At 63.3% G+C, this 24,382-nt stretch carries 27 protein-coding genes; 19 read left to right on the top strand and 8 right to left on the bottom strand.

Features of this window, described 5'->3' with window-relative positions:
* The first annotated feature begins 40 nt into the window (after positions 1 to 40).
* The 6 genes from NKI16_RS11570 to NKI16_RS11545 all read left to right on the top strand — a co-directional run bounded on the left by NKI16_RS11570 (position 41) and on the right by NKI16_RS11545 (position 6,209).
* Positions 41 to 928 carry an ABC transporter permease gene (locus tag NKI16_RS11570; RefSeq protein WP_352569420.1) on the top strand — a complete coding sequence of 296 codons (888 nt, stop codon included), beginning with the start codon at positions 41 to 43 and terminating at the stop codon, positions 926 to 928.
* A complete protein-coding gene (locus tag NKI16_RS11565; RefSeq protein WP_352569421.1) occupies positions 925 to 1,803 on the top strand; it encodes an ABC transporter permease in 879 nt (292 codons plus the stop codon). The genes NKI16_RS11570 and NKI16_RS11565 overlap by 4 nt, the downstream gene beginning before the upstream one ends.
* Complete coding sequence (locus tag NKI16_RS11560; RefSeq protein WP_352922762.1) at positions 1,788 to 2,858, top strand: ABC transporter substrate-binding protein; 1,071 nt, start codon at positions 1,788 to 1,790, stop codon at positions 2,856 to 2,858. Before NKI16_RS11565 ends, NKI16_RS11560 begins: the two co-directional genes overlap by 16 nt.
* 205 nt (positions 2,859 to 3,063) lie before the next feature.
* Positions 3,064 to 3,672, top strand: a complete 609-nt coding sequence (locus NKI16_RS11555) for a cupin domain-containing protein (RefSeq protein WP_352569425.1) — start codon at positions 3,064 to 3,066, stop codon at positions 3,670 to 3,672.
* The gene (locus NKI16_RS11550; RefSeq protein ID WP_352569426.1) at positions 3,662 to 4,747 is read left to right on the top strand and encodes an ABC transporter ATP-binding protein; all 1,086 of its coding nucleotides are present in this window, start codon (positions 3,662 to 3,664) and stop codon (positions 4,745 to 4,747) included. Before NKI16_RS11555 ends, NKI16_RS11550 begins: the two co-directional genes overlap by 11 nt.
* Before the next feature lie 34 nt (positions 4,748 to 4,781).
* A complete protein-coding gene (locus NKI16_RS11545) occupies positions 4,782 to 6,209 on the top strand; it encodes an aldehyde dehydrogenase family protein (RefSeq protein ID WP_352569428.1) in 1,428 nt (475 codons plus the stop codon).
* A gap of 128 nt (positions 6,210 to 6,337) precedes the next feature.
* Here NKI16_RS11545 and NKI16_RS11540 read toward each other — a convergent pair whose 3' ends face one another.
* Positions 6,338 to 6,823 (bottom strand): SRPBCC family protein, encoded by a 486-nt coding sequence (locus NKI16_RS11540; protein WP_502896663.1) that lies wholly within the window; start codon positions 6,821 to 6,823, stop codon positions 6,338 to 6,340.
* Complete coding sequence (locus tag NKI16_RS11535) at positions 6,820 to 7,170, bottom strand: ArsR/SmtB family transcription factor (RefSeq protein WP_352569429.1); 351 nt, start codon at positions 7,168 to 7,170, stop codon at positions 6,820 to 6,822. The genes NKI16_RS11540 and NKI16_RS11535 overlap by 4 nt, the downstream gene beginning before the upstream one ends.
* Before the next feature lie 169 nt (positions 7,171 to 7,339).
* Between NKI16_RS11535 and NKI16_RS11530 the strand changes: the two genes are divergently transcribed.
* Entirely contained in the window at positions 7,340 to 7,693 is a 354-nt protein-coding gene (locus NKI16_RS11530) for an ArsC family reductase (protein WP_352569430.1), read from the top strand.
* Between the two features lie 191 nt (positions 7,694 to 7,884).
* Here NKI16_RS11530 and NKI16_RS11525 read toward each other — a convergent pair whose 3' ends face one another.
* The 3 genes from NKI16_RS11525 to NKI16_RS11515 all read right to left on the bottom strand — a co-directional run bounded on the left by NKI16_RS11525 (position 7,885) and on the right by NKI16_RS11515 (position 10,550).
* The gene (locus NKI16_RS11525) at positions 7,885 to 8,241 is read right to left on the bottom strand and encodes a DUF488 domain-containing protein (protein WP_352569431.1); all 357 of its coding nucleotides are present in this window, start codon (positions 8,239 to 8,241) and stop codon (positions 7,885 to 7,887) included.
* A gap of 57 nt (positions 8,242 to 8,298) precedes the next feature.
* Positions 8,299 to 9,555: an aminopeptidase gene (locus tag NKI16_RS11520; protein WP_352569432.1), complete on the bottom strand. Its 1,257-nt coding sequence runs from the start codon at positions 9,553 to 9,555 to the stop codon at positions 8,299 to 8,301.
* A gap of 80 nt (positions 9,556 to 9,635) precedes the next feature.
* Positions 9,636 to 10,550 carry a LysR substrate-binding domain-containing protein gene (locus NKI16_RS11515; RefSeq protein ID WP_352569433.1) on the bottom strand — a complete coding sequence of 305 codons (915 nt, stop codon included), beginning with the start codon at positions 10,548 to 10,550 and terminating at the stop codon, positions 9,636 to 9,638.
* A 97-nt stretch (positions 10,551 to 10,647) separates the two neighbouring features.
* On the opposite strand from NKI16_RS11515, the gene NKI16_RS11510 reads away from it, so the two are divergent.
* From NKI16_RS11510 to sbmA, 3 genes are all read left to right on the top strand, one after another.
* Positions 10,648 to 10,854 (top strand): hypothetical protein, encoded by a 207-nt coding sequence (locus NKI16_RS11510; RefSeq protein ID WP_023674059.1) that lies wholly within the window; start codon positions 10,648 to 10,650, stop codon positions 10,852 to 10,854.
* Between the two features lie 152 nt (positions 10,855 to 11,006).
* Positions 11,007 to 12,122: a YbfB/YjiJ family MFS transporter gene (locus tag NKI16_RS11505; RefSeq protein ID WP_352635431.1), complete on the top strand. Its 1,116-nt coding sequence runs from the start codon at positions 11,007 to 11,009 to the stop codon at positions 12,120 to 12,122.
* Positions 12,123 to 12,236: 114 nt separating this feature from the next.
* On the top strand, positions 12,237 to 13,514 hold the full coding sequence (sbmA, locus tag NKI16_RS11500) for a peptide antibiotic transporter SbmA (protein WP_031211034.1): 1,278 nt from the start codon (positions 12,237 to 12,239) through the stop codon (positions 13,512 to 13,514).
* Positions 13,515 to 13,541: 27 nt separating this feature from the next.
* Here sbmA and NKI16_RS11495 read toward each other — a convergent pair whose 3' ends face one another.
* Positions 13,542 to 14,534: a polysaccharide deacetylase family protein gene (locus tag NKI16_RS11495; RefSeq protein ID WP_352839760.1), complete on the bottom strand. Its 993-nt coding sequence runs from the start codon at positions 14,532 to 14,534 to the stop codon at positions 13,542 to 13,544.
* 204 nt (positions 14,535 to 14,738) lie between these two features.
* On the opposite strand from NKI16_RS11495, the gene NKI16_RS11490 reads away from it, so the two are divergent.
* Both NKI16_RS11490 and der read left to right on the top strand, forming a co-directional pair.
* Positions 14,739 to 15,404, top strand: coding sequence for a tetratricopeptide repeat protein (locus tag NKI16_RS11490; RefSeq protein WP_023674063.1), 666 nt, complete (start codon positions 14,739 to 14,741; stop codon positions 15,402 to 15,404).
* A 6-nt stretch (positions 15,405 to 15,410) separates the two neighbouring features.
* Positions 15,411 to 16,844 (top strand): ribosome biogenesis GTPase Der, encoded by a 1,434-nt coding sequence (gene der / locus NKI16_RS11485; RefSeq protein WP_352839573.1) that lies wholly within the window; start codon positions 15,411 to 15,413, stop codon positions 16,842 to 16,844.
* Positions 16,845 to 16,854: 10 nt separating this feature from the next.
* Here der and NKI16_RS11480 read toward each other — a convergent pair whose 3' ends face one another.
* Positions 16,855 to 17,772: a LysR substrate-binding domain-containing protein gene (locus tag NKI16_RS11480; RefSeq protein WP_352635398.1), complete on the bottom strand. Its 918-nt coding sequence runs from the start codon at positions 17,770 to 17,772 to the stop codon at positions 16,855 to 16,857.
* Between the two features lie 120 nt (positions 17,773 to 17,892).
* On the opposite strand from NKI16_RS11480, the gene NKI16_RS11475 reads away from it, so the two are divergent.
* The 7 genes from NKI16_RS11475 to NKI16_RS11445 all read left to right on the top strand — a co-directional run bounded on the left by NKI16_RS11475 (position 17,893) and on the right by NKI16_RS11445 (position 23,419).
* Entirely contained in the window at positions 17,893 to 19,212 is a 1,320-nt protein-coding gene (locus NKI16_RS11475) for an MFS transporter (RefSeq protein ID WP_352839571.1), read from the top strand.
* A gap of 107 nt (positions 19,213 to 19,319) precedes the next feature.
* Positions 19,320 to 20,504 (top strand): cell wall hydrolase, encoded by a 1,185-nt coding sequence (locus tag NKI16_RS11470; RefSeq protein ID WP_352635394.1) that lies wholly within the window; start codon positions 19,320 to 19,322, stop codon positions 20,502 to 20,504.
* A 255-nt stretch (positions 20,505 to 20,759) separates the two neighbouring features.
* Positions 20,760 to 21,158, top strand: coding sequence for an AtpZ/AtpI family protein (locus tag NKI16_RS11465; protein WP_352635392.1), 399 nt, complete (start codon positions 20,760 to 20,762; stop codon positions 21,156 to 21,158).
* Between the two features lie 70 nt (positions 21,159 to 21,228).
* Positions 21,229 to 21,987, top strand: a complete 759-nt coding sequence (locus NKI16_RS11460; RefSeq protein WP_352635390.1) for a F0F1 ATP synthase subunit A — start codon at positions 21,229 to 21,231, stop codon at positions 21,985 to 21,987.
* Positions 21,988 to 22,053: 66 nt separating this feature from the next.
* A complete protein-coding gene (locus tag NKI16_RS11455) occupies positions 22,054 to 22,278 on the top strand; it encodes a F0F1 ATP synthase subunit C (RefSeq protein ID WP_006206606.1) in 225 nt (74 codons plus the stop codon).
* Between the two features lie 63 nt (positions 22,279 to 22,341).
* Complete coding sequence (locus NKI16_RS11450; RefSeq protein WP_352839569.1) at positions 22,342 to 22,917, top strand: F0F1 ATP synthase subunit B; 576 nt, start codon at positions 22,342 to 22,344, stop codon at positions 22,915 to 22,917.
* A gap of 10 nt (positions 22,918 to 22,927) precedes the next feature.
* Positions 22,928 to 23,419 (top strand): F0F1 ATP synthase subunit B, encoded by a 492-nt coding sequence (locus tag NKI16_RS11445; protein WP_023674071.1) that lies wholly within the window; start codon positions 22,928 to 22,930, stop codon positions 23,417 to 23,419.
* Between the two features lie 247 nt (positions 23,420 to 23,666).
* On the opposite strand, the gene rnhB is transcribed toward NKI16_RS11445, so the two are convergent.
* Positions 23,667 to 24,362, bottom strand: coding sequence for a ribonuclease HII (rnhB, locus tag NKI16_RS11440; RefSeq protein WP_352839567.1), 696 nt, complete (start codon positions 24,360 to 24,362; stop codon positions 23,667 to 23,669).
* Positions 24,363 to 24,382: the final 20 nt, after the last annotated feature.

Here is a 24,382-nt window from a genome sequence, read left to right as displayed (position 1 = left end):
GAAAAAAGTTTAGTCGATTTCAAATTATGATGGGTAGTCGATGTCGACCATCGCCGCAACGCAGCCGCTGCCGGAAACCCGGTCTTCGCCGGGTTTTCGCTTCGCCATGCTGCTGCCCGGCGGGTTGGTCACCTTCTTGCTGATCCTTTTCGCCCTCGGCCTGGTGTTCTTTCTCGCCTTTCGCGGCAATGACGGCTCGCTGCTGGGGGCTGGTTTCACCCTTGCGAATTTCGTCACTGTGGCCACCGATCCGCTGTACTGGACGGTGACGCTGCGCTCGCTGGGCATCGCCGGGCTGGTGACGCTGGCAACCGTCGTCACCGCCTATCCCGTTGCCTACTATCTGGCTTTCCATGCCGGGCGGCGGCGTGGGCTGCTGCTGTTCCTGCTGACCCTGCCGTTCTGGACCAGCTATCTGCTGCGCGTCTTCGCCTGGAAGATCGTGCTTGCCTATAATGGCGTGCTGAACTCGGCGCTGATCGAAAGCGGCATCTGGTCGGAGCCGACATTGGCGTTCTTGAATACGCCGGCAGCGGTCGTCGTCACGCTTGCCCACGCCTATGCGCCGTTCGCCATCCTGCCCATCTATGTGGCGCTGGACACCATCCCGAAATCGCTGCTCGAGGCCGCTTCCGATCTCGGCGCAAAACCATTCACCAGTTTCCGCCGCATCGTGCTGCCCAATTCGATGCCGGGCGTGCTGGCGGCCGCTCTCGTCGTCTTCGTGCCGACCGTCGGCGATTATGTGACGCCGGCGCTGGTCGGCGGCCCTGCCAGTACAATGATCGGCACACTGATCCAGGCCGAGTTCGGCAAGGCCAATGACTGGCCGTTCGGCGCCGCACTCGCCGTCGCCGTCATGCTGGTCATTCTCGCCGTGGTGCTGGTGGTGCGCTTCGCCGACCGGCGATACGGCAGCCGCACATGAACACGGCGCGCCTGGACGCAAAGCAAGGCGGCGGCTGGCTCGGAGCCTACGTCCTTGCCTATCTGGTGTTTCTGTATCTGCCGATATTGCTGATCCCGCTGTTTTCATTCAACAATTCGATCCAGGCGGCATTTCCGCTGCAAGGCTTCACGCTGGAATGGTACGGCACGCTGGTCGGCAATTCGGCGCTGTCCGGTGCGCTTGCCACCAGCCTCGTCATCGGCGCCATTGCCGCCACCGGCGCAACACTCTGCGGCATCACCGTGTCCTATATGGACCTCTACGGCCGCTCGCCGCTGGCCGCCACGATCAGTGCCATTGCGCGGCTGCCCATCCTGATCCCCGGCGTCATCGTCGGCATCTCGCTGTTGATCCTGGTCAATCTCGCCGGTTTCGGGCCGTCACGCATTGCCATTGTGCTCGGCCATGTATTGGTGGCGCTGCCGACGACGGTGGTGGTCATGCGCAGCCGCTTCGCCGCCATCCCGAAGACCATCCGCGAGGCAGCGCTCGACCTCGGCGCCTCGGACTGGACGACCTTCAGACGGGTGATGCTGCCGCTCAGCCTGCCCGCCATTATTTCGGCGTTCATGCTGGCCTTCCTGACCTCGTTCGACGAGTTCATCGTCGCCTTCTTCCTTGCCGGCACCGAGCCGACGCTGCCGCTTTATATCTGGAGCCAGCTGCGCTTCCCGAAATCGCTGCCGACCGTCATGGCGCTCGGCACGGCGATCCTGGCCGTGTCGTTCGTCATCGCCGCACTCGCCGAAATCCTGCGCCATCGCGGGCTTGCCGCCGCTCAGCGGCCAGCGCCCGCCAGCCTGTCAAAACCAGAAGAAACCGAAAGAGGAGAACTGCAATGGCATTCGACTTGAAATCGATAACGACAAAGACAGCGAAAACCGGACTGGCCGCCTTCGCGCTGGCGCTTGCATCGACTGTCGCCTTTGCCGGCGACAAGCTGCAATATTTCACCTGGTCGGGTTACGAGCTGCCCGACTTCAACAAGAGCTTCCTCGCCGCGCACCCTGATGGCGTCGAAGCCTCGATGTTTGGCGACGACGATGACGCCTTCACCAAGGTCAAGGCCGGCTTCCGCCCCGATGTCGCGCACCCTTGCTATGACAAGGTGGCGCGCTGGAACAAGGAAGGCCTGCTGCAGCCGATCGACACCAAGCGCATCAAGAACTGGGATTCGATCTTCCCGGTCTTCAAGAACCTGCCCGACCTGCAGGCCGGCGACGGCAAGGTCTGGATGGTGCCGTGGGACTGGGGCAATACCTCGATCCTCTACCGCACCGATCTGGTGAAGAACCCGGAAGCCAGCTGGAATCTGCTCTGGGACAAGCAATATGCCGGGCGCATGGCGACCATCGATGCCGTCCACGACACACCGGTGGTGGCGGCCCTTCTGGCCGGCGTCAATCCATTCGACATGACACCGGAACAGATGGACAAGGTGGCGGAGAAACTGCGCGAGCAGCGCCCGCTGCTCTCGAACTACACCACCGACATGACCGCGGTCGAACAGGCACTGGCGAGCGGCCAGCTGGTCGCGGCCATGACCTGGAACGCCTCGGCCACCTCGCTGAAGAAGCAGGGCGTGCCTGTCGAGTTCATGAAGCCGAAAGAAGGCATGCTGACCTGGGCTTGCGGCTTCGTCATGCTCAAGGACGCCAAGAACGTCGACCTAGCCTATGACTTCATCAACAGCCGGCTGGAGACGGATTCCGGAAAGTATCTGATCCAGGCCTACGGCTATGGCAGCTCGACCAGCTCGGCTTTCGCCGCCGTGCCAAAGGAGGAGTTGGAGAAACTGCAGCTGCCGTCCGATCCCGAGGTGATGCTGAAGACCACGATCTTCACCGGGCCGATGAAACAGAATGACGAACTCGCCAAGATGTTCGAGAAGGTCAAGGCAGGCGGCTGAGTTCGCTCTTCCTTCTCCCCTTGTGGGAGAAGGTGGATTGGCGCGCAGCGCCAAGACGGTTGAGGGGTGTTGGAAGGAATGAGGCGTTGGTGTTTTCTGGAACACCCCTCATCCGACCGAGCTTCGCTCGGCCACCTTCTCCCACAAGGGGGAGAAGGAAAGACCGCGCGGCGCCGGCCAAAAATACTGTAACAAGGACGAACGAATGGACATGCTGGACGAAGCGGCTGAGAAGCCGAAGGACGACGCCGACGTCAGGGTCGGCCGGCGCGTGCGGGCGCTCAGGCTGGAGCGCAATCTCTCGCTGGCCGAACTTGCCGCCAAAGCCGGTGTCTCGATAGGTGCGCTAAGCCAGATCGAGCGCGGCATGTCGTCATTGCGGGTCCGCGTGATCTGGCCGCTTGCCGCCGCCCTCGATGTAGAGCCGTCGGCGCTGATCGCCGACGGCAATGATGTCGGCAACGATCTTTATTGTGTGCGCGCCAACAGCCGGCGTCAGATCCCGGTCAAGTCGGAAGGCATCGCCAAGGCGCTGCTGTCGCCGCCGGCCGCCACGCTGACCGGCATGCTGGTGACCGTGGAAGCCGGTGGCGGCACCGCCGAAGCCTACGCTCATGCCGGCCATGAATTCGGCTTCGTCCTGTCCGGCGAGGTCGAGCTGGTGGTCGATTCGACCAGGTACGGGCTGAAGGCCGGCGACAGCTTCGCCTTCAAGAGCACGTTGCTGCATGCCTTCCGCAATCCGGGCAGCGAGCGCTGCCAGATCCTGTGGGTCAACACGACCAAACCGTCCGAGGTTCGCGATGGCGCCTGATCCGCTCGTCCGGCTGGACAAGGTCTCCAAGATTTTCCCCGGCGGCATCATCGGGCTCGACGCCGTCGATCTTGACATTGCCCGCGGCGAGTTCCTGACCTTGCTCGGACCGTCCGGCTGCGGCAAGACCACCAGCCTGCGTGTCATCGCCGGCTTCGAGAGCCCGTCGAACGGCAGGGTCCTGCTCGAAGGCCGCGACATCACGGCGCTCAGGCCCTTCGGCCGTCCCGTCAATACCGTGTTCCAGGACTACGCGCTGTTCCCACACATGAACGTTGCCGAAAATGTCTGCTTCGGCCTGTCGCTGCGCAAGCTCTCCGGTGCCGAACAGGCAAAGCGCGTCGGCGCAGCGCTCGACATGGTCGGCCTTGCTGAAAAGCTCGGCGCCCGCGTGTCGGAATTGTCGGGTGGCCAGCGCCAGCGCGTCGCGCTTGCCCGCGCGATCGTCTGCGAGCCGCGTGTGCTGCTGCTCGACGAGCCGCTGTCGGCGCTCGACGCGCATCTGCGCGAGCAGATGCAGGTCGAACTGAAGCGACTGCAGTCGCGGCTTGGCACCACTTTCGTCATGGTCACGCACGACCAGACCGAGGCGCTGTCGATCTCAGACCGCATTGTCGTCATGAACAAGGGCCGCATAGAGCAGATTGCGCCGCCGGCGACCCTTTACGATCGACCCGCCACCAAATTCGTCGCCAGCTTCATCGGCACCATGAACCTTCTGCAGTCGCGCTTTGTCGGCCGTGACGGCGAGCGCTTGCGGTTCATCGCCGGCGCTCTGCCGCTGGAAGCGATTTCGGATAAAGGCGAGCTGCCTGGCGAGGGCACGGTGCGCACCATTGGCGTGCGTCCGGAGGACCTTTTGGCCACGACCGAGGCGGCGGCCGGTACTGCACCGGTGCGGGTGAACAGCATCGTCTTTCACGGCCGCACCTTGCGCCTTCATGCAGAGTTGGGGCAGGGGACACAGGTGGTGATCGACGCGCCGCGCCGGACAGAGGGTTTTCAATTCAGCGTCGGCGACGTGGCGCATATCAGCCTGCGCCGTGGTGCCAACTGCCCTATGCTGCCTAGCTAGTCTCACTCATTTCCAGAAAACCGGAGCACGGCCCATGAGCAATCATCTCAATTTTTTCATCGGCGGCAAATGGGTCGGCCCCGTGGTTCCGGCAACGCTGGATGTGATCGATCCGTCCACTGAAGAGGCCTACACCAAAATCTCGGTCGGCTCGAAAGCCGATGTCGACAAGGCCGTGGCTGCAGCCAAGGCGGCATTCCCGGCCTTTTCGCAAACGACCAAGGCCGAGCGCCTGAAGCTGCTGAAGCGTATCCTCGAAGTCTACAATGAGCGCTACGAGGACATCGCCCAGGCGGTCAGCCAGGAAATGGGTGCGCCGATCAGGTGGGCGCGCGAGGCGCAGGCCTGGGCGGGCAGGGCGCACATGGAAGCCACTATCAAGGCGCTGGAGGATTACGAGTTCAGCGAGAAGCGCGGCACCACCATGGTGGTCAAGGAGCCGATCGGCGTCTGCGCGCTGATTACACCGTGGAACTGGCCGCTCAACCAGATAGTCTGCAAGGTGGCGCCGGCCATCGCCGCCGGCTGCACCGTCGTTTTAAAGCCTTCCGAAATCGCGCCGATCAGCGGCATCATCTTTTCCGAGGTGATGGACGCCGCCGGCACGCCGAAGGGCGTCTACAATATGGTGAATGGCACCGGTCCGGATGTCGGCCAGGTCATGGCTGGCCATCCCGACGTCGACATGGTCTCGTTCACCGGGTCGACCCGGGCCGGCATCATCGTCGCCAAGACGGCGGCCGAGACCGTCAAGCGCGTGGCGCAGGAGCTGGGCGGCAAATCGGCCAACATCGTGTTGCCCGACGCTGACTTCGAGACGGCGGTGCGCAAGGGTGTCAACGCCTGCTTCGGCAATAGCGGCCAGTCCTGCGATGCGCCGACCCGCATGCTGGTGCCGGCCGCCCGTCACGACGAGGCGCTGACGATCGCCAGGAAGGCCGCCGAACGGCACAAGGTCGGCGACCCGCGCTCGGAGGAGACCAAGCTCGGGCCGGTGGTCAGCAACATCCAGTTCGACAAGATCCAGCGGTTGATCGAGGCCGGTATCGCCGAGGGTGCGACGCTGGTCACCGGCGGCCCCGGCCGGCCGGAGCACCTCAACCGTGGCTACTATGTGCGACCGACCGTTTTCGGCCACGTCAGGCCTGGCATGACCATCGAGAAGGAGGAGATTTTCGGGCCGGTCCTGTCGGTCATCTCCTACGATGACGATGATGATGCGGTGAAGATCGCCAACGACACCGTCTATGGCCTGGCTGCCTATGTGCAGTCCGGGGATATCGACCACGCCCGCAAGATTGCCAGCCGGCTGCGCGCCGGGCAGGTGTCGATCAACTATCCGGAATGGGATACGTTCGCGCCCTTCGGCGGCTACAAGCAGTCCGGCAACGGCCGCGAATACGCCGACTGGGCGATCCACGACTTCCTCGAGATCAAGGGCATCATCGGCTACGGCGCCTGAGCCTTCGACATCTGGCATTGCGCCAACCATCGAAATTTGTTCCGAGCGTTGGTGCCTTCGGCACCGGCGTTCGGCTGAACGGCCACAACGATTGCGTGGCCGCAATGTGAGTGCGAAGCAGGGTCGCCTCAGATCGTCTTGAGATAGCCGGCCAACTGATCCGCCACCGTGCCCCAGCCGTCGTAGAAGCCCATCTCCTCGTGGCTGTTGCGCGTGGCTTCGTCGCGGTGGATGGCGGTGGCGGTGTAGCGCGTCGTCTCGCCATGCGATTGCAGCGCTATGACGGCTGTGATGAATGGGTCGCCTGACGGCCGGTAGCCGGGCAGCAGCGCATCGGTCCACACCAGCCGCTCGTCCTGGACGATCTCGAGGTAGCAGCAACGCCTATCGTTGACCTCCTTGCCGTCGGGCGACTGCATGCGGGTGCGGAACAGGCCGCCGGGCCGCAGGTCGATCTCGCAATCGGTGATGATCCACGGCTTCGGCGTGAACCATTGGCTGACATGCTCGGGTCTCGTCAGGGCCATCCACAGCAGTTCTCGCGGCGCCTCGATCGTCCGTTGGAGCACGAGGTCGAGCTTCGGATCGGGTTGGAACAACGGGACCATATTCATCTGTCTGTCTCCTTGAGTTTCAGCACGTAGTCGTCGAACTGGTCGAGACGGCGCTCCCACAGCGCACGCTGCTCGGCCAACCAGTTTTCCGCGAGCTTCAACGGCTCCGGCGCGAGCCGGTAGGTCCTGACGCGGCCGGCCTTTTCCGAATGCACCAGCCCGCAGCCTTCCAGAACCCTGAGGTGCTCGATGAAGGATGGCAGGGCCATCTCGAACGGCCGGGCAAGCTCGCTGACCGAGGCGGGGCTTCGGTTCAGTCGCTCGACCACGCGTCGCCGGGTCGGATCGGCGAGCGCCCGGAAAATGCCGTCAATGGGCGGGGGGCTTTCGGTCTGCAGGCCCGTCATGTCGTTTCCTTGCATCGGCTATTTCGTGAGAAAATTAGCTCGGGAAATAGTTAGGAAGATTCCTTACTATTGGCAAGCGCGAAAATCGCAGACGGCCGGCGAGGCCGCTGGAAAAGTGAGAGGCGCGGTTTTAGGGTGCCGTCAGATTCGACTGGTCCGAGGACGCGTTTTGACGATCACCATGTACGGCATCACCAATTGCGATACGGTCAAGAAGGCGCGTTCCTGGCTGGCGAGCCACGATGTTGCCTATCGCTTTCACGACTACAGGGCAGACGGCCTTGACGCGGATCGGCTGAACGGCTGGTCAGGCAAGGTCGGCTGGGAAATTCTGCTCAACAAGGCGAGCACAACGTTCCGTGAACTGTCGGACGAGGACAGACTGGGCCTGGACGAGAAGAAGGCCAAGGCGCTGATGCTGGCCAAACCGACGATGATCAAGCGTCCGGTGCTGGAACTTGGCGACAGGGTTCTCGTCGGGTTCAAGCCCGATGTTTATCAGCAGGCGGTGAGTGGGAAGTAGAACCGACCCGCCGCGATCCGTCGCGCCCCCCTCTGTCCTGCCGGACATCTCCCCCTCTGGTGGGGAGATTGGATGTCACTTCGGCTTTTGCTAGTCTCCAAAGAAGGGCGCTTTCGGCGAAGCTGCCAATCTCCCCCCTTGAGGGGGAGATGGCCGGCAGGCCAGAGGGGGGCGCTGTCCCGCCGGCGTGGCTAATTGATCCCACGTAAATAGCTCGCCAGTGCCACCGCATTGTTGTGCGCCTCGTCATGGGCGCCGTAGAGCAGCGTCACCTTGCCTTCACGGAGCAAGGCACGTAGTTCCGCCACCGCCTCGCCGTTCCGGTCGAGCTCATCGCGGTATCGCCGCTGGAACTCCGCCCAGCGCGCCGGCTCATGGCCGAACCATTTGCGCAACCCATTGCTTGGCGCGATGTCCTTTAGCCAGAGCGTCAGCGCCGCGTCCTCTTTGCGGACGCCGCGAGGCCATATGCGGTCGACGAGCACCCGCTGCCCGTCATCGGGCGCCGGCGGCTCATAGATGCGCTTGACCGCGAGCTCCATTGCCAACTCCGCATGGGCCAGCAGGCGCCGCTGCTTGCTGGCCTTCGTTTAGAGATCCCGGGCCTAAACCCACTCGCCCTTGCGCATCACCGGCACGCGGCTGCCGTCCTTATGGACACCGTCTATGTCGATCTTGTCCGAGCCGATCATCCAGTCGATGTGGATGAAACTCTTGTTGCCGCCGCGCGCCGCGATCTCGTCCTGGCTGAGCGAGGCGCCGTCGACGAAGCACTTCGAATAGCACTGGCCGAGCGCGATGTGGCAGGCGGCGTTCTCGTCGAACAGCGTGTTGAAAAACAGCAGCCCGCTCTTGGCGATCGGCGAGGAATGCGGCACCAGCGCCACCTCGCCGAGACGGCGCGAGCCTTCGTCGGTATCGAGCACCTTTTGCAGCACATCCTCGCCCTTCGTGGCCTTGGCCTCGACAATGCGGCCCGCCTCGAAACGCACCGCAATGCCGTCGATCAGGGTACCCTGATAGGACAGCGGCTTGGTGCTGGTGACATGGCCTTCGACGCGCCTTGCATGCGGCGTGGTGAAAACCTCTTCGGTCGGGATGTTGGGGTTGCAGGTGATGCCGTTCTTGGCGGTCGAGGCGCCGCCCATCCACTCGTGGCCGTCGGCCAGCCCGACGGTCAGGTCGGTGCCGGGGCCGGTGAAATGCAGTGCGTGGAAATTGTGGCCGTTCAGCCATTCGGTGCGGCTCTTCAACGCCGCATTGTGCGCCGTCCAGTTGCCGATCGGGTCTTCGACATCCACGCGCGAGGCGGCAAAGATAGCGTCGGCGAGCTTGGCCACGGCGACGTCTTCGGCATCGTCCGGAAATACCTGCTTGGCCCAGGCCTCATCGGGATAAGCGACGATGTTCCAGTTGATGTCGAAGCCGGTGATCTTCTCCAGCGCCGGCTGGTAAGCCATCGAATTCGCCTTGTTGGCACGCGCCACCTTTGCCGGGTCCTGCGCCGAAAGCAGCGACGGATCCTCGCCGCGCACGGCAAGCCTCGCCGCATTGTTGGCGAAGGCTTTTGTCATGCCTTCATAGAGCCAGCCGGCGGCGCGGTCGAAGCCGGCGTCGGCGCCGTAGCGGAAGCGCGCGAGAGTGATCTCATCGTCGTTGAAGATCGGCGTCACCAGGCCCGCGCCTGCCTTGTAGGCGTGCTCGACGATCCGCCGCGTCAAAGGCAGCGCGGCAATAGACGAGGTCAGCACCAGATCCTGCCCCGGCTGCAATTGCAGCCCGACCTTGACGGCGACCTCCGCCAGCCTGTCGAGCTTCACCGGGTCGATGCTTGCGGAAACGCCGCGCGAATGTGTGGTCATGATCCTGCCTGCCGTGATTGGGGACTGTTTCTTACATAGACCGGCGCTGCCGACCTTTCCACTGTGATGTGCCGGCAGGTTTAGCGCGTGCTCTCGAGCGACCTGAACTGCGCCATCGTCGCCTCGATCTCTTCGCGGATCCAGGTCTTGAAATCCCTGACCTTACGGCTTTCGCTCTTGATGGCCGAGGTCACCAGCCAATAGCCGAGCCCGCTCTGGGCGCGTATGCCGAACGGCGCAACGAGACGGCCGTCGGCCAGCGCGTCGGCGGCCAGCAACTGCCAGCCGAGCATGACGCCGTGGCCGGCAATCGCCGATTCCAGGCACAGCATCGGATCGGTGAAGCGCGCGCCCTTCATGAAGGTGACAGGCTCCACTCCGGCCGCTTCGAACCAGCTCTCCCAACTGATCATCGATCTTTCGTCCGTGATCGCACAGGTCAAAGCAAGGTCCTCGATCGATTTCAGCTTGCTGGCGATCACCGGTGCACAGACCGGAAACACCTCCTGCGCCAGCAGCAATTCGGCCCGCCCGCCCGGCCATTTGCCGTCGCCGAGCCGAATGGCGACGTCGATGTCCGAACGATCGAGATCGGCAAGCCGCACCGAGGCATCGATGCGCAGAAGCACGTTCGGATGCCGGGCGAAATGCCGCGACAGCCGCGGCAGCAGCCATTTCGAGGCGAAAGCCGGCGCCACCGAAACCACCAGCGTGCACTCCGAGCTTTCATCGGCAAGCGCCACCGCCTGTGCGAGTTCGCGGAAGCCTGCGCTGAGCCGCGCGGTAAAGACGGTGCCGAATTCCGTCGCCACCAGGCCAGCTGGCGTTCGTTCGAATAGCGCCCGGCCGAGCTGCTTTTCTGTTCGGTTGATCTGCTGGCTGACGGCGCTGACCGAGACGTTGAGCTCGCCGGCCGCCGCCGCGAGCGAGCCCAGGCGGGCAACAGTTTCCACGGCGCGCAAGCCGTTGAGATGGACGCGGTTCAGAGTAGCCATACAGTTTTTCTAAACTGGAGCGGCTGAAATCTCAATTGCCAGACGCTAAGGAACGGCGGATTCTAAGTGGGCTACTCAGAGTGAGGAGGCAAATCCGATGAAGATTTTGTCATGGCTTGGCGCCTTTTCCCCGATCGGGGCGCAGCCGCACCGGGATGACAGCCAGGCCACCAGCTGGGTGACCGATCCGCTGTCGCATCCGGTGCTCGACACCATGTCGGAGCGCGAACTCGCCGACATGCCATTCAGGCTGACCGCGTGTCGTACCCGCTTCGAGACGGCGCCAAGGACCTGCTGCGGCTGAACAAGGACTTGCTGGCACTTCAGGTGAGCCGGCCGCCGACGCGGCTGCGCAACCCTTCTGGCCCAACAAAAGGCGGATTGTCTGACCGGCAGGCGCACCTATTGTGCATCGCGATGAAAGCCGCTTCGCCCTTGCGCCTGGCAATCGCCGGCATGATTGCCCTGGCCGTCGCCATGGGAATCGGCCGCTTCGTCTATACGCCGATCCTGCCTGGCATGATGGAAGAGCTCGGCCTGTCGCCGGCTGATGCCGGCTGGATCGCATCGGCCAATTATCTCGGCTATCTCGTCGGCGCGCTTGCCGCCACCGGCGGCTGGGCGCAAGGCCGCGAGCGCCAGCTGATGCTGGCCGGCCTTGCCGCCACCGCGATCCTCGCCGGCCTGATGGGCCTGAGCGGCACCATGCCCGGCTTTCTCCTCATCCGCTTTCTTGCCGGCCTCGCCAGCGCCTTCGTGCTGGTCTTCATGACCAGCATCGTTTTCGGTCATCTCGCCGCGGCCGGGCGAAACGACCTGCAGGCGCTGTATTTCGGCGGTGTCGGCCTCGGCATCGCGGCGTCCTCGGCGCTGTTGGCAGTCCTCGTCACCGAACATGCCGGCTGGGCGGCGGGCTGGCTGTGGTCCGCGGTGATTTCGGCCTGCGGCTTTGCCGTCGTCGCCTTGCTGGCCGGCGGCACCTCGGCCGCGAACAGCACCACCGAGAGCGAGCCGGCACTGCCGAAAGACCGGTCGCTGGTGAAGATCATCGTCGCCTACGGCCTGTTCGGCTTCGGCTACATCGTCACGGCAACGTTCCTGGTCGCCATCGTCCGCCAGGGCGGCGGCGGCCGCGTCTTCGAGGCCGTGGTCTGGATGGTCACCGGACTTGCCGGTTTCCCATCGGTCTGGCTGTGGCAGAAGCTTACGGCTAAAATCGGGCTCTATGCCACCTACGCCCTGGGGTGCCTGGTCGAGGTGGTCGGCGTCAGCGCCAGTGTCGTCATGGGCGGGCGCACCGGGCCGCTGCTCGGCGGCCTTCTTGTCGGCGGCACCTTCATCGCCATAACCGCGCTTGGCCTCCAGGCCGGACGGCAGCTTGCCCCGCAAGCACCACGCCGGATGCTGGCGGTGATGACGGCCGCCTTCGGCCTCGGCCAGATCATTGGCCCGATCGTCGCCGGTCTGCTTGCGCAGGCCTCGGGTAACTTTTTCCTTGCCTCGATCGTGGCCGCCGCCGTCCTGCTCGCCTCGGGTGCGATCGCCTGGTCGGCTGCGCCAAAATCGCCATGATTATGGTCTTGCTCGGCGCCGGGCGTTGGGCACGGGCATTTTCTTTCCCGCTAATGTGTGACTTTATGCCCGCTGAACCCGCTGATTTGCGCATCGACCGAGGATTTCGCCACAGTGTTCGTATCGTTTTTTCCGCAGCCGAAGCTGTTCTTCAGTTCGGTCGCCGTCTGGAGCCTCGCGGCCGTTCTGTTTTGGTTTTTTGGAGGAGAGCAACTTGGAGCAGTGTTTGGACTGCCCCCGATGGCCGCCGGCGTCGACAAGATCATTGGCGTGTCGCTCTTTTGGTCGAAGCCATTTCTCTGGTTCTATATATATTTTGCGGCTGTCGTCCTCATCTTCTACGGCTTTTGGGCCTGGTACCGACCTCATCCATGGCGGAATTGGTCGATCCTTGGCACCTCACTGATTCTCTTTGTGATCTATTACCAGGTGCAGGTAAATGTCGCCTTCAATGACTGGTATGGCCCTTTCTACGATCTTATTCAGAAGGCTTTAGGCACACCGTACTCTACGACGCCGTGGGACTTCTATATCCAACTGCTGACAATCATGTGGATTGCGCTTCTGGCTGTGACCGTTGGCGCCCTCAACCGGTTTTTTGTAAGTCATTGGATATTTCGTTGGCGCACCGCAATGAACGAATACTACATGACCAACTGGGAAAGATTGAGGCGCATCGAAGGTGCGTCCCAGCGTGTTCAAGAAGACACGATGCGCTTCTCCAGCACGATGGAGGATCTGGGCGTAAGCTTAGTCGGGTCCATCATGACACTGATAGCGTTCCTTCCCGTGCTGCTGCATCTCTCTGAAAACGTCACGGAACTGCCGATTGTCGGCACGGTGCCTTACTCCCTGGTCGTTGTAGCAATCCTTTGGTCGGCCTTCGGAACTACTTTCTTAGCTGCGGTAGGAATCAAACTGCCGGGTCTCGAATTCCGCACCCAACGTGTCGAGGCAGCCTACCGCAAAGAATTGGTCTATGGTGAGGACGATGCAGATCGCGCCCAACCGCCAACTGTCGCTGACCTTTTTAGAAGTGTAAGAAGCATCTATTTTCGTAAATACTTCCACTACTTATATTTTAACGTCGCTAGAATATTCTATCTACAGATCGACAATATATTTCCATATATTGTTCTTGTCCCTACGATGGTCGCGGGAAAGATCAAGCTCGGCGCTCTGAACCAGATTCTCAACTCCTTTGAGCAGGTCCGATCTTCATTTCAGTATCTGGTCAATGCCTGGCCGACGGTCGTGGAACTGATCTCGATCTACAAACGCTTGCGCGCCTTCGAGGCCACGCTCGAAGGCGAGCCGCTGCCGGAAATCGACCAGCGTTATCTCGAACGTGAGCAAGCCGGCTTGCGTCCGGAGGATCAGCCGGCAAGCTGAGATGGGGCAGCGGCGATCACTTGCGGCTCAGCCGCCCACCGCTGCCTGTCTTTCGCCTCGCCGCGAAACGTAGTCGCGAAAACTGATGCACTCGACATCGGACCTGGTGCAGACCTCGCCGGCAAAGCGTTCCAGCGCGTTCCAGTAGGCGCCGTCGTTCATCAGCGTGAAATGGAAGCCGAGCTCAAGCGGAATGCGCTTGCCCTGGTATTGCGCGTCGAAGGCGGCGCGAAAGGCCTTATAGGTCCGGTCGGCAAACTCTTCTGCCATGCTCGGCCGCTCGAAGCCGCCGGAATGCCTGACATAGAGATTGTAGTCCATGGCGATCACACGCCTTGAGTTCGGCCCTTCCGGGATCTGCGGCAGCGAAAAGCGCGTGATGCCGTTGACGGTTGGCGGCTCGACCGGCCCACGCGAGACGCCGCTTGCGTCGAGCAGGAAACCGGCCGCGGGCAGCGCCTCGTAGAGCGCCTTGTTTGCCGACAGATAAGGCGCGCGGAAGCCGACCACCGATTTGCGGGCGAAATCGCGCCAGCCCTTCGGTTCGGGAGCGATGCCGTTGATCAAATAGGCGTTTTGGAGAATGTGCTTGAACGAGCCGAACTCGCTCAGCCAGTCGGCCTTGCTCCAGTCCTTGCCGTCGAAGTGCCCACAGCCATGGCTGCCGATGTCGTGGCCTTCCGACGCCGCAAGGTTGATCTGCTCGAGGCGCTCGGCGATTTCCTGTTTGGAGGCGGCAAAGCCGATGTTTGATTTGCCGGCTGTCTTGCCGGGTGCGGTGTATTCCTTGCGCGTCTCGGGCGACAGCAGGAACACGCAGGAGACAAAATAGGTGAAGTGCGCACCTGTGCGCGCGGCCAGCGCCCGGCTGCGCTGCCACTGCGAAATGTCGCGGGCGCTGTCGAATGAGATGATCACGACCTGTTTCGGCTTTGCCGGCGCCGCCGGCGGGTCGGCGCAAGCCGCGCCGGCAGCAAACACGGCAATGGAAAACGCAATAACGCGGGACAAACGGGGCAAAGGCATCTGACCGGATCAAGGAATGTAGAAGCGACGCCTACCGGTGAAATATGGCACGGGTAGGATCGACCTGTACGGCCGCCGTTGGCCGCGACTGCCTCGTGAATAGGCGATTTTCCTGCCGAACCCCTTCCATGCCGGCAAAATTTCGCTAAAACGCGGGCTCATCAACCGCCCCGGCCGGGGCATGAATGGTTTTGATCCATGTCGGACGACAGTTTTATCCGCGAAGTCAACGAAGAGATTCGTCGCGACCAGGCGCATGCGCTGTGGGATCGTTTCGGTCCCGCCTTGCTTGTGCTGGCTGTGCTGGTGGTGCTCGGCACTGCCGCTGTCGTCGGCTACCGCTATTGGGACGAAACTCGCGCCAACCGCTCGGGCGATGCTTTTTCGCAGGCGCTCAAGCTTGCCAATGACGGGAAGAACGACGAGGCGCTTGCCGCTCTGGAGGCGTTGGAGAAGGACGGCTACGGCGCCTATCCGCTGCTCGCCCGCATGCGCGCGGCAACCGTCAAGGCGGACAAGGGCGACGTCGACGCCGCCGTCAAGGATTTCGACGAGGTCGCCGCCGACACCAAGATCCCCTCCGGCATTCGCGACATGGCTCGTCTCAGGGCAGCGCTGCTTCTGGTCGACCACGGCTCTTTCGCCGATGTCTCCAGCCGCGTCGAGGCGCTCACCGCCGACACCAACACGCTGCGCCATACGGCGCGCGAGGCGCTTGGCCTTGCCGCCTGGAAGGAAGGCAAGGCGGCCGATGCATTGAAGCTGTTCGACCAGATCGCCGCGGATGACGGCGCCCCGCGCAACACGCGCGAGCGGGCGACTTTGATGTCCGAGCTGATCCGCGGCTCGGGCGGCGTGTCGTGATAGTCCATGACCTTCAAAGTCGCCATCATCGGCCGGCCTAACGTCGGCAAATCGACCCTTTTCAATCGGCTGGTGGGAAGGAAGCTGGCGCTTGTCGATGATACGCCCGGCGTCACTCGCGATCGCCGCGTCCATGCCGCAAAGCTCTACGACCTGCATTTCGACGTCATCGACACCGCCGGCTTCGAGGATGCGGCTGCCTCGACGCTGCCCGGCCGCATGCGCGCCCAGACCGAGATCGCCATCCGCGAGGCCGACCTGATCTTTTTTACGATCGATGCCAAGTCCGGGCTGATGCCCGACGACAAGACGTTCGCCGAGATCGTGCGCAAGTCCGGCAAGCCGGTTGTCGTCGTTGCCAACAAGGCTGAGGCGCGCGGCGCCCAGGGCGGCATGCTGGAGGCCTGGGAGCTCGGCCTTGGCGAACCGATCCCGGTCTCGGCCGAACACGGCCAGGGCCTGCCCGATTTGCGCGACGCGGTGATCGCAGCACTTGGCGAGGCGCGCGTCTTCGGCGAGGACGAAGAGGCCGGCGAGGATGAGGTCGCCGCCAGCGAGGTGCTGATCGGCGAGGACATCACCGACCCGGACGCCGAGCCGGGCTATGACGACACCAAGCCGATGCGCATCGCCGTCGTCGGCCGCCCCAACGCCGGCAAGTCGACGCTGATCAACGCACTGATCGGCGAAGAGCGGCTGTTGACCGGTCCTGAGGCCGGCATCACTCGCGATTCCATCTCGGTCGACTGGGACTGGCATGGCCGCCGCTTAAAATTGTTCGACACCGCCGGCATGCGCCGCAAGGCCAGGATCCACGAAAAGCTCGAAGTGATGTCGGTGCAGGACGGCTTGCGCGCCATCCGCTTTGCCGAGATCGTCATCATCGTGCTCGACGCCACCATTCCCTTCGAGAAGCAGGATCTGCAGATCGCCGACCTGATCATCCGCGAGGGCCGTGCCCCGGTGATCGCCTTCAACAAATGGGACCTTGTCGATCATCCCCAGGAGTTGCTGGCCGAGCTGCGCGAAAAAACCGAGCGGCTGCTGCCGCAAGCGCGCGGCATGCAGGCGGTGCCGGTGTCGGCCGAGACCGGGCGTGGCCTCGACAAGCTGATGGACGCTGTCATCAGGACGCATCGAGTTTGGAACAGCCGTGTGTCGACCGGCAAGCTCAACCGCTGGCTGGAAGGCATCCTGGCGCATCATCCGCCGCCCGCTGTCGCCGGGCGTCGGCTGAAGATCAAATATGTCACGCAGGCCAAGACGCGGCCGCCGGGCTTCGTCGTCTCCTGCTCACGGCCGGATGCGATGCCGCAATCCTACGTCCGCTATCTCTCGAACAGCCTGCGCGAGGCTTTCGACATGCCCGGCGTGCCGATCCGCATCGCCTTGCGCACCTCGGACAATCCTTTCGCCGGCAAGGCAAAGAAGCGCCACTGAGCCTCTGCCTTTACGCTACGTTGCGCAGAACGGGCGCCGGTTGCGTCTGCGGCAAGGCTTCAAGCGCTGCCTGCAGCAGGATGTCGCCAAGCCGCGCTGCCACGGGGTCGGGCTCGGCCTCCTTGCGATGCAGGAACAGCGCCATCTTGGGCAAGGCGGGCAGCCCGGCGATCTCCGGCGTCATCGCCCTGACGGTGGCCGGCAGGCCGATATCGGTGCGGATCGTCAGTCCGAGCCCGGCGGCGACGGCTGCCCAGATGCCGCCAAGGCTCGGGCTGGAGAAGGCCATCCGCCATGCCAGGCCGGCGCGGTCGAGCGTTTCGGTCGCCACACTGCGCAGCAGGCACGGCGCTTCGAGCGCCACCAGCGGCAACGCCTCGCCATCGCGCAGGCTGGTCTCGATCTGTTTTGCCGGGCCGATCCAGCGCATCTGGACGTCGGCGACATGCCGGCTGCAGGGCAGCGTCGCGCCATTGTGCCAGGCAAGCGCGATATCGAGGCTGCCCGAAATGATCCGTTCGGCAAGCTCATGGCTGCGTGCGATCCTGGCCTCGATCTTGACCTTGGGATGGGCGCGGGCGAAGCGCCCGAGCACCTCCGGCAGCACCGCCTCGCCGAAATCCTCCTGTAGCCCAAGCCGCACCCAACCCTCCAGCTCGACATCGTGGATGGCGGAGGCGGCCTCGTCATTGAGCTCGATCAGCCGCCGCGCGTAGCCGAGCATGGTCTCGCCCGCGTCCGTCAGCGCCAGGCCACGCCCAGATTTGCGGAAGATCGGCGTCGCCGCCTGCTCCTCCAGCTTCTTCAATTGCGCACTGATTGCCGAGGTCGAGCGGCCGAGCCGGTCGGCGGCCTTGGCGAAGCTGCCCAGCTCCATGCCGGTGACGAAGCTGCGCAGGACGTCGAGATCGAATGTCACGCGTCGCATGCCAATAATCCTGATATTCGGGACATTATGTCAAAAACTTCCTGATATTCAGTACGAAGCTATGGCGGTAGAGAGAGCGCGTCAAGACCGAATGCAGCCGACCCATGCAGGAGCTGAACCATGTCCGCTGTCGCCACACGAGCAGAATGCAAACCGCTTCGCACGGCCGCCGTTACCACCCCGTCAGAGGCGGCGGCACTTCGAGCCAATCATCGCTGGAAGGTGCTGGGCATCGGCGTCGCCGCCAATGCCTGCTTTTCCGCGACCTTCTCCGGCATTCCGGCGACGGCGGTGTTCCTGCGCTCGGGCTACCATCTCTCCAATGGCGAACTCGGCCTGGTGCTTGGCCTTCTCGGCCTGGGCGTGGCGCTGAGCGAATTGCCGTGGGGGCTGCTGACCGATCGCTGGGGCGACCGCCGCGTGCTGCTGACCGGGCTCGGCGCAACCGCGCTATGGCTGCTTGTCATGGCCGCGCTGGTCGTGCCGTCACCGGCCCATATTCCCGGCATCGCGCTTCTCGCCGCTGCCCTGCTGGTCACCGGATTGCTCGGCGGCAGCGTCAACGGCTCCAGCGGCCGCGCCATCATGGCCTGGTTCGGCGAAGGCGAGCGCGGCTTTGCCATGAGCATCAGGCAGACGGCGGTGCCGCTTGGCGGCGGGCTTGGCGCGCTCGTGCTGCCATCGCTCGCTTCAGCCCATGGCTTCACGGCAGTCTTCGGACTTCTGGCGGCTGCATCCGCGGTCTCGACCTCGCTCGCCTGGCGCTGGCTGCATCAGCCGCCGGCGCATGACGATGCCAATTCGGGCAGCATGGCATTGTCGGCCGGCCCGGCGCCGCTGCGCAACCCGGCCGTCTGGCGCATCGCAACAGCCATCGGCCTGCTTTGCTTTCCGCAGGTGGCGGTGCTCACCTTTGCTTCCGTGTTTCTGCATGATTTCGCCGGCATGGGAACAGCCGTGGTCAGCGCTAGCCTGGCTGCCGTGCAGGTCGGCGCCATGGTCATGCGCGTCTGGAGCGGCCGCTACACCGACCGTCACGGCAACCGCCGGTCGTTCCTGCGTCTGTGCAGCCTGTTGAGCGTGGTCGCCTTCACCGTGCTTGCCGCGCTCGTCTTGTTGGCGGCCCAATTCTTGTCAGGCCAAGCGCCGATGCTGTCGCCGGCGATGGTCGCGATGCTGGTCGTGGCCGGTATCTGCGTCTCCTCCTGGCACGGCGTTGCCTACACCGAGCTTGCGACGCTGGCCGGCGCCAGCCAGGCCGGAACGGCGCTCGGCCTTGCCAACAGCCTGGTCTTCATCGCCTTCTTCCTGGTGCCGATCGCCATTCCCGGGCTTCTCGTGCTCTGCTCGTGGGCAGGCGTCTGGCTGGGTGCGGCTATTTGCGCGCTGATCGCCTGGCCGATCTTTCTTCCGTCAAGCGACGGCCGCAAAAGCGCCTGACTTCGACACGAGATGGGAAAACAACGTTCTAAGCTGTTAACGCCCCATCAAGGTTAATGCATCATTGTAGCTCTCCAGTGGGGTCCGTTGCGTTTCTGGAGAGTTCCGTGCATCGACGTATTTTGACGCGGCTTGTCGCCGCCGCCGGTGAGAAAAAGCGTTCCTTCCTGTCTCCGTTCATTATTGGCCTTGGCATCTGGATCGGCTTTCCGACGGTCGCTGCCTATCAGGACATGACCAGCCTGGTCTCCGGCCTGGAGGCGCCGAGCGTCCGCTGGAACGCCTATGTCGAGAAATCCGTCGCAGGCTCCGTTCACGCCGCCGAAATGCCCTTCCTCGATTCCAGCAGCACCGGCTCGCTCTCCGGCTCCGGTGTCCAGTTGCCGGGCGTCGGCGCCGTCTCCTTTCGCGGCAAGGGCGGCATCGCCGGCACGACGCCGGACGAGAACCGCATCACGCGTGCCGACAAGAAGGGCCGCATCATCCAGGTCTCGCCCGTCTCGCCGCCGAAGAACTTCAACGCCGGCTCTATCTTCGAGCGCACCTCCTCGCTGCTCCGCCCAAGCATGGACAGCGGCCTGAGGATGGCCTTCGCCAAGCCCGAGATCAAAGGCAAGGAAATCCAGATCGCCGCCGCCTTCCACACGCGCGTCGACAAGAAGCCGGATCCCGGCGTGCCGGCGATGCTTGCCGCGCTGGTCAACAACGATCATCCCGACGTGCTGGCGACCGCCTACGCCTCGTCCGCTCCCGATTATGCACAGGCGTCGCCCTTCGAGGCCTTGCTGCAGGACGAGGACCCGAACGATGGCCGGTTCATTCCGCCGCTGAGCAAGGGCGATCATTTTTGGATGCAGACGCCGCTGCCGGCGAGCGTCTTTTCCAAACCGGAGCAGGCCTGTCTCGCCAACGGCATCTATTTCGAGGCGCGCGGCGAGACCGTGCGCGGCCAGGCCGCCGTTGCCCAGGTCATCCTCAACCGCGTCCGCAACCCCGCCTATCCGAACTCGATCTGCGGCGTCGTCTACCAGAACGACAATTGGTTCAACCGCTGCCAGTTTTCCTTCGCCTGCGACGGCAGGAAGAAGCGCATCGACAACCCCGCTGCCTACCAGACTGCACAGGATGTCGCCATGGCCGTCACAGCCGGCAAGATCTTCATTCCGGAAGTCGGCTCGTCGACCCATTATTATGCCAACTACGTCCATCCGGGCTGGGCGCGGACGATGAAGAAAATGACCAGGATCGGCCTGCACATCTTCTACCGCACCTATGGCGGCGGCTGGAGCTGAGCGCTCGGGCAGCCCTTGCATCTTTCCCACGAGAGCGGCCGATCGAAGACCCATCGCCGCGGGGATTCGGCCACGGCCCGCCAGAGACTGTGTCGGGCACGATGTCGCACCCAGGCAAGTAACTGATTTATAACGAAAAAATACTTGAGCTTGAACGTCCGCCCGTGACTTGACGGGCGCGGACCCTCTAACTATGTTGCCGGCGACTTTAAGAAGCGGACGGACGGTGACGGTCTGACCGGGCAGGGGGGTTGCGTGGCCGACAAGAATGGGCCAGACGGAACCGGAAAAACCGGCCGCGGCAAGCAGCATGAAGCCGATATCCGCGACGAGGATCTTGAGCGCCGCCGGCGCGACCTTGAAGCATCGCTTGCGGCAAGGCGGCCGGACCGGCTCGAGGGGAAAGACGACGCGAAAGCGGGCAGTGCGGCCGGGTACGGCCAGGCGCTCAAGCTGTCCAGCGAGTTCATCGCCGGGATAGTGGTCGGTGCGGCTCTCGGCTGGTTTATCGATCGCGTGGCGGGGACATCGCCATGGGGTCTGATAGTCGGGCTGCTGCTGGGTTTTGGCGCCGGCGTGCTCAATGTCCTGCGTTCAGCCGGGCTTGTGTCGGAATTCGGAACGGGCGACAAGCCGCGCGATCCGAAAGAATGAATTGAGGCGCCGCATGCCGGCGCATTGAACAGGATACTGAAGCCGTCTGCGGCTTTGATGGGGATTTAAAGTGGCTGCTGACAAGGTCGATCCGATCCACCAATTCCAGATCCATCCGATCATTCCGATTCACATCGGCGGCTACGACCTGTCTTTCACCAATTCGGCTCTGTTCATGCTTGCGACGGTTGCTGTCGCATCGGCGTTTCTCTACCTCAGCACGTCGAGCCGCAGCCTCGTCCCGGGCCGCCTTCAGTCGGTCTCGGAAATGGCCTATGAATTTGTCGGCAATATGCTGAGGGACGCCGCGGGCACGCAAGGCATGAAGTTCTTCCCCTTCGTGTTCTCGCTGTTCATGTTCGTGCTTGTCGCCAACCTGCTTGGCCTGTTCCCGTATTTCTTCACCGTCACCAGCCACATCATCGTCACTTTCGGCCTTGCGGCGCTGGTGATCGGAACCGTGATCGTCTACGGCTTCATGAAACATGGCCTTGGCTTCCTGAAGCTGTTCGTACCGAAAGGCGTGCCGATCGTCATGATGTTGCTGGTCGTTCCGATCGAGGTGATTTCCTTCGTCTCGCGGCCGGTCAGCCTCTCGGTTCGTCTGTTCGCTAACATGCTCGCCGGCCACATCACGCTGAAAGTGTTTTCGGGATTTGTCGTCAGCCTGAGCGCACTCGGCACGCTTGGTATCGCAGGTTCGATCCTGCCGCTGGCGATGGCCGTGGCGTTGACGGCTCTGGAGTTGCTCGTAGCGCTCTTGCAGGCCTACGTCTTTGCCGTGCTGACCTGCATGTATCTGAACGACGCATTGCATCCCTCGCACTAATTGGATTTCCGGCATTGCCGCCGGATGGAATCGCAACGGAATTTTAGATCCAAAGGAGTTGAACAAATGGACGCAGAAGCAGCAAAGTACATCGGCGCCGGCATCGCATGCCTCGGCATGGGCGGCGCGGGCATTGGCCTCGGCAACATTTTCGGCAGCTATCTGGCGGGCGCGCTGCGCAACCCGTCGGCCGCCGACGGCCAGTTCGGCCGCCTGATTTTCGGCTTCGCCGTGACCGAAGCGCTGGGTATTTTCTCGCTTCTCATCGCGCTTCTCGCTCTGTTCGGCTGAACATTGAAGAATTGAACAGGCCGGCCGCGATGCTGCGGCGGGCCTGAATTTCGGGGATAGTCCATGTTCGTGACATCTGCCTTTGCGCAAGAGACCGCGCCCGCCGTCGAAGGCGGCAGCGCTGGCACCGGCGTGCCTGCCGAGGCGCACGGCACGTTCCCGCCATTCAATCCGGCGACGTACCCCTCGCAGCTTCTATGGCTGGCAATCACCTTCGGGCTGTTTTATCTCTTCTTGAAACGGGTGGTGATGCCGCGCGTTGGTGGCATCATCGACGTGCGCAACGACCGCATTACGCAGGATCTCGACCATGCTGCCCGGCTGAAAAGCGAGGCCGATGCCGCCGTTGCCGCCTATGAGCAGGAATTGACGGAAGCCAAGGGCAAGGCCAATGCGATCGGCCAGCAGGCCAACGATGCGGCCAAGGCGGAAGCCGAAGCTGCCCGCAAGACGATCGAAGCCGCCCTCGACCAGAAGCTTGGCGAGGCCGAGGCGCGTATTTCTTCCATCAAGGCCAATGCCATGAAGGAAGTCGGCACGATCGCCGAGGATACCGCTTCAGCCATCGTCGAGGCGCTTGTCGGCGGCAAGGCCAGCAAGGCCGAAATCGCGGCCGCGGTCAAATCCGTGGCCGGGTGAGGAGCGCATCATGGACGCCACATCTCTCGCGACGCTTTGGGCAACCGTTGCCCTCGTAATCTTCCTCGGCATTGCCATCTACATCAAGGTGCCGGGCATGATCGCCAAGGCGCTCGATGCCCGCGCCGACAAGATCAGCAGCGAGCTCGAGGAAGCGCGCCGGTTGCGCGAAGAAGCCCAGCAGCTGCTTGGCCAATACCAGCGCAAGCGCAAGGAAGCCGAGCAGGAGGCCGCGGCCATCGTTGCCGCCGCCAAGCGTGAAGCCGACATGCTTGCCGCCGAGGCGCACAAGAAGACCGAGGACTATGTCGCCCGGCGCACCGCCTTGGCCGAGCAGAAGATCGGCCAGGCCGAGCGCGAGGCAATCGGCGAAGTGCGCGCCAGCGCCGTCGATATCGCGGTCGAAGCCGCGCGCGCGCTGCTGGCCGGCAAGATCGACGCCAAGGCCGGCGCCGACCTGTTCAACGCCTCCCTGCAGGATTTGAAGTCGAAGCTGAATTAAGCGACTTCATCGAGAAATTCATCGAAAGCCGCCCGGGAAACCTGGCGGCTTTTTTGTTAGCGAAAGCGGCCAAGCGCGTAATCTCCCCCCTCGAGGGGGAGATGGCCGGCAGGCCAGAGGGGGTAGCCGCGCGTGAGGCGCCAGCCCTTCTCTTTCGTCCCGCATGGCGTCGCGCCAGGACGTACCGACCCCCTCTGTCGCCTTTGGCGACATCTCCCCCTCGAGGGGGGAGATCACACCGAATCGCTCAATCCAAACCCGAAAAACCCTCTTCCTCCAGCACCTCGGTGCCGCCGAACCGGAACGGCGCGAAGGAGGCGCGGTGCAGCCGCGCCACTGGTCCATGCAGATCGATCGCCGTGCGATGGCGCACAGTGGCGTAGCCCATATGCAACTCGAAGCCGTAATGCGCATGATGGCTGCCGCAGCCGCACATCATGCGGTCGCGCATCACCTTGGCGACGATCGAGGCTGCGGCGATCGACTGCGAGCGCTGGTCGCCCTTGATCAGTGCTTTGCCCTCGCAGGGCAGGCCGGGCGGCACGTCGCGGCCGTCGGCCAGTGCCAGCTTCGGCCGGATTGACAGGCCGGCCACTGCACGGCGCATCGCCTCCAGGCTGGCCTTGAGGATGTTGCTGGCATCGATGCCTTCGGCGCTGACCGACGCCATCGTTACGGCGAGCGCGGAGCCGAGGATTTTCAGGAACAGCGCCTCACGCTGCAAATGCGTCAGCCGCTTGGAATCATTGAGGCCATCGGGGATGTTGGCGGGATCGAGCACCACCGCTGCCGCCACCACCGGCCCGGCGAGCGGGCCGCGGCCGGCCTCGTCCATCCCCGCCACCGGCCAAAGGCCTTCGGCCATCGCCCTCGTCTCGAACGAGAAGTCGGGTTTCTCGACGATTTCGAAGAGAAGCGGAGAATCGGAACGCGGGCGAGCCATGGTGCGGCGAGGTTCGCATC

Origin of the sequence: Mesorhizobium sp. M0698, from assembly GCF_040320455.1 — a bacterium.
GTDB lineage: Bacteria > Pseudomonadota > Alphaproteobacteria > Rhizobiales > Rhizobiaceae > Mesorhizobium.
This window is presented reverse-complemented; position numbering and strand designations above follow the sequence as displayed.

Coding starts and splice junctions, on each gene's coding strand:
- NKI16_RS11570 (WP_352569420.1), top strand. CDS start 41: ATGTCGACCATCGCCGCAACGCAGCCGCTGCCGGAAACCCGGTCTTCG.
- NKI16_RS11565 (WP_352569421.1), top strand. CDS start 925: ATGAACACGGCGCGCCTGGACGCAAAGCAAGGCGGCGGCTGGCTCGGA.
- NKI16_RS11560 (WP_352922762.1), top strand. CDS start 1,788: ATGGCATTCGACTTGAAATCGATAACGACAAAGACAGCGAAAACCGGA.
- NKI16_RS11555 (WP_352569425.1), top strand. CDS start 3,064: ATGGACATGCTGGACGAAGCGGCTGAGAAGCCGAAGGACGACGCCGAC.
- NKI16_RS11550 (WP_352569426.1), top strand. CDS start 3,662: ATGGCGCCTGATCCGCTCGTCCGGCTGGACAAGGTCTCCAAGATTTTC.
- NKI16_RS11545 (WP_352569428.1), top strand. CDS start 4,782: ATGAGCAATCATCTCAATTTTTTCATCGGCGGCAAATGGGTCGGCCCC.
- NKI16_RS11540 (WP_502896663.1), bottom strand. CDS start 6,823: ATGAATATGGTCCCGTTGTTCCAACCCGATCCGAAGCTCGACCTCGTG.
- NKI16_RS11535 (WP_352569429.1), bottom strand. CDS start 7,170: ATGACGGGCCTGCAGACCGAAAGCCCCCCGCCCATTGACGGCATTTTC.
- NKI16_RS11520 (WP_352569432.1), bottom strand. CDS start 9,555: ATGACCACACATTCGCGCGGCGTTTCCGCAAGCATCGACCCGGTGAAG.
- NKI16_RS11515 (WP_352569433.1), bottom strand. CDS start 10,550: ATGGCTACTCTGAACCGCGTCCATCTCAACGGCTTGCGCGCCGTGGAA.
- NKI16_RS11510 (WP_023674059.1), top strand. CDS start 10,648: ATGAAGATTTTGTCATGGCTTGGCGCCTTTTCCCCGATCGGGGCGCAG.
- NKI16_RS11505 (WP_352635431.1), top strand. CDS start 11,007: ATGATTGCCCTGGCCGTCGCCATGGGAATCGGCCGCTTCGTCTATACG.
- NKI16_RS11490 (WP_023674063.1), top strand. CDS start 14,739: ATGTCGGACGACAGTTTTATCCGCGAAGTCAACGAAGAGATTCGTCGC.
- der (WP_352839573.1), top strand. CDS start 15,411: ATGACCTTCAAAGTCGCCATCATCGGCCGGCCTAACGTCGGCAAATCG.
- NKI16_RS11480 (WP_352635398.1), bottom strand. CDS start 17,772: ATGCGACGCGTGACATTCGATCTCGACGTCCTGCGCAGCTTCGTCACC.
- NKI16_RS11475 (WP_352839571.1), top strand. CDS start 17,893: ATGTCCGCTGTCGCCACACGAGCAGAATGCAAACCGCTTCGCACGGCC.
- NKI16_RS11455 (WP_006206606.1), top strand. CDS start 22,054: ATGGACGCAGAAGCAGCAAAGTACATCGGCGCCGGCATCGCATGCCTC.
- NKI16_RS11450 (WP_352839569.1), top strand. CDS start 22,342: ATGTTCGTGACATCTGCCTTTGCGCAAGAGACCGCGCCCGCCGTCGAA.
- NKI16_RS11445 (WP_023674071.1), top strand. CDS start 22,928: ATGGACGCCACATCTCTCGCGACGCTTTGGGCAACCGTTGCCCTCGTA.
- rnhB (WP_352839567.1), bottom strand. CDS start 24,362: ATGGCTCGCCCGCGTTCCGATTCTCCGCTTCTCTTCGAAATCGTCGAG.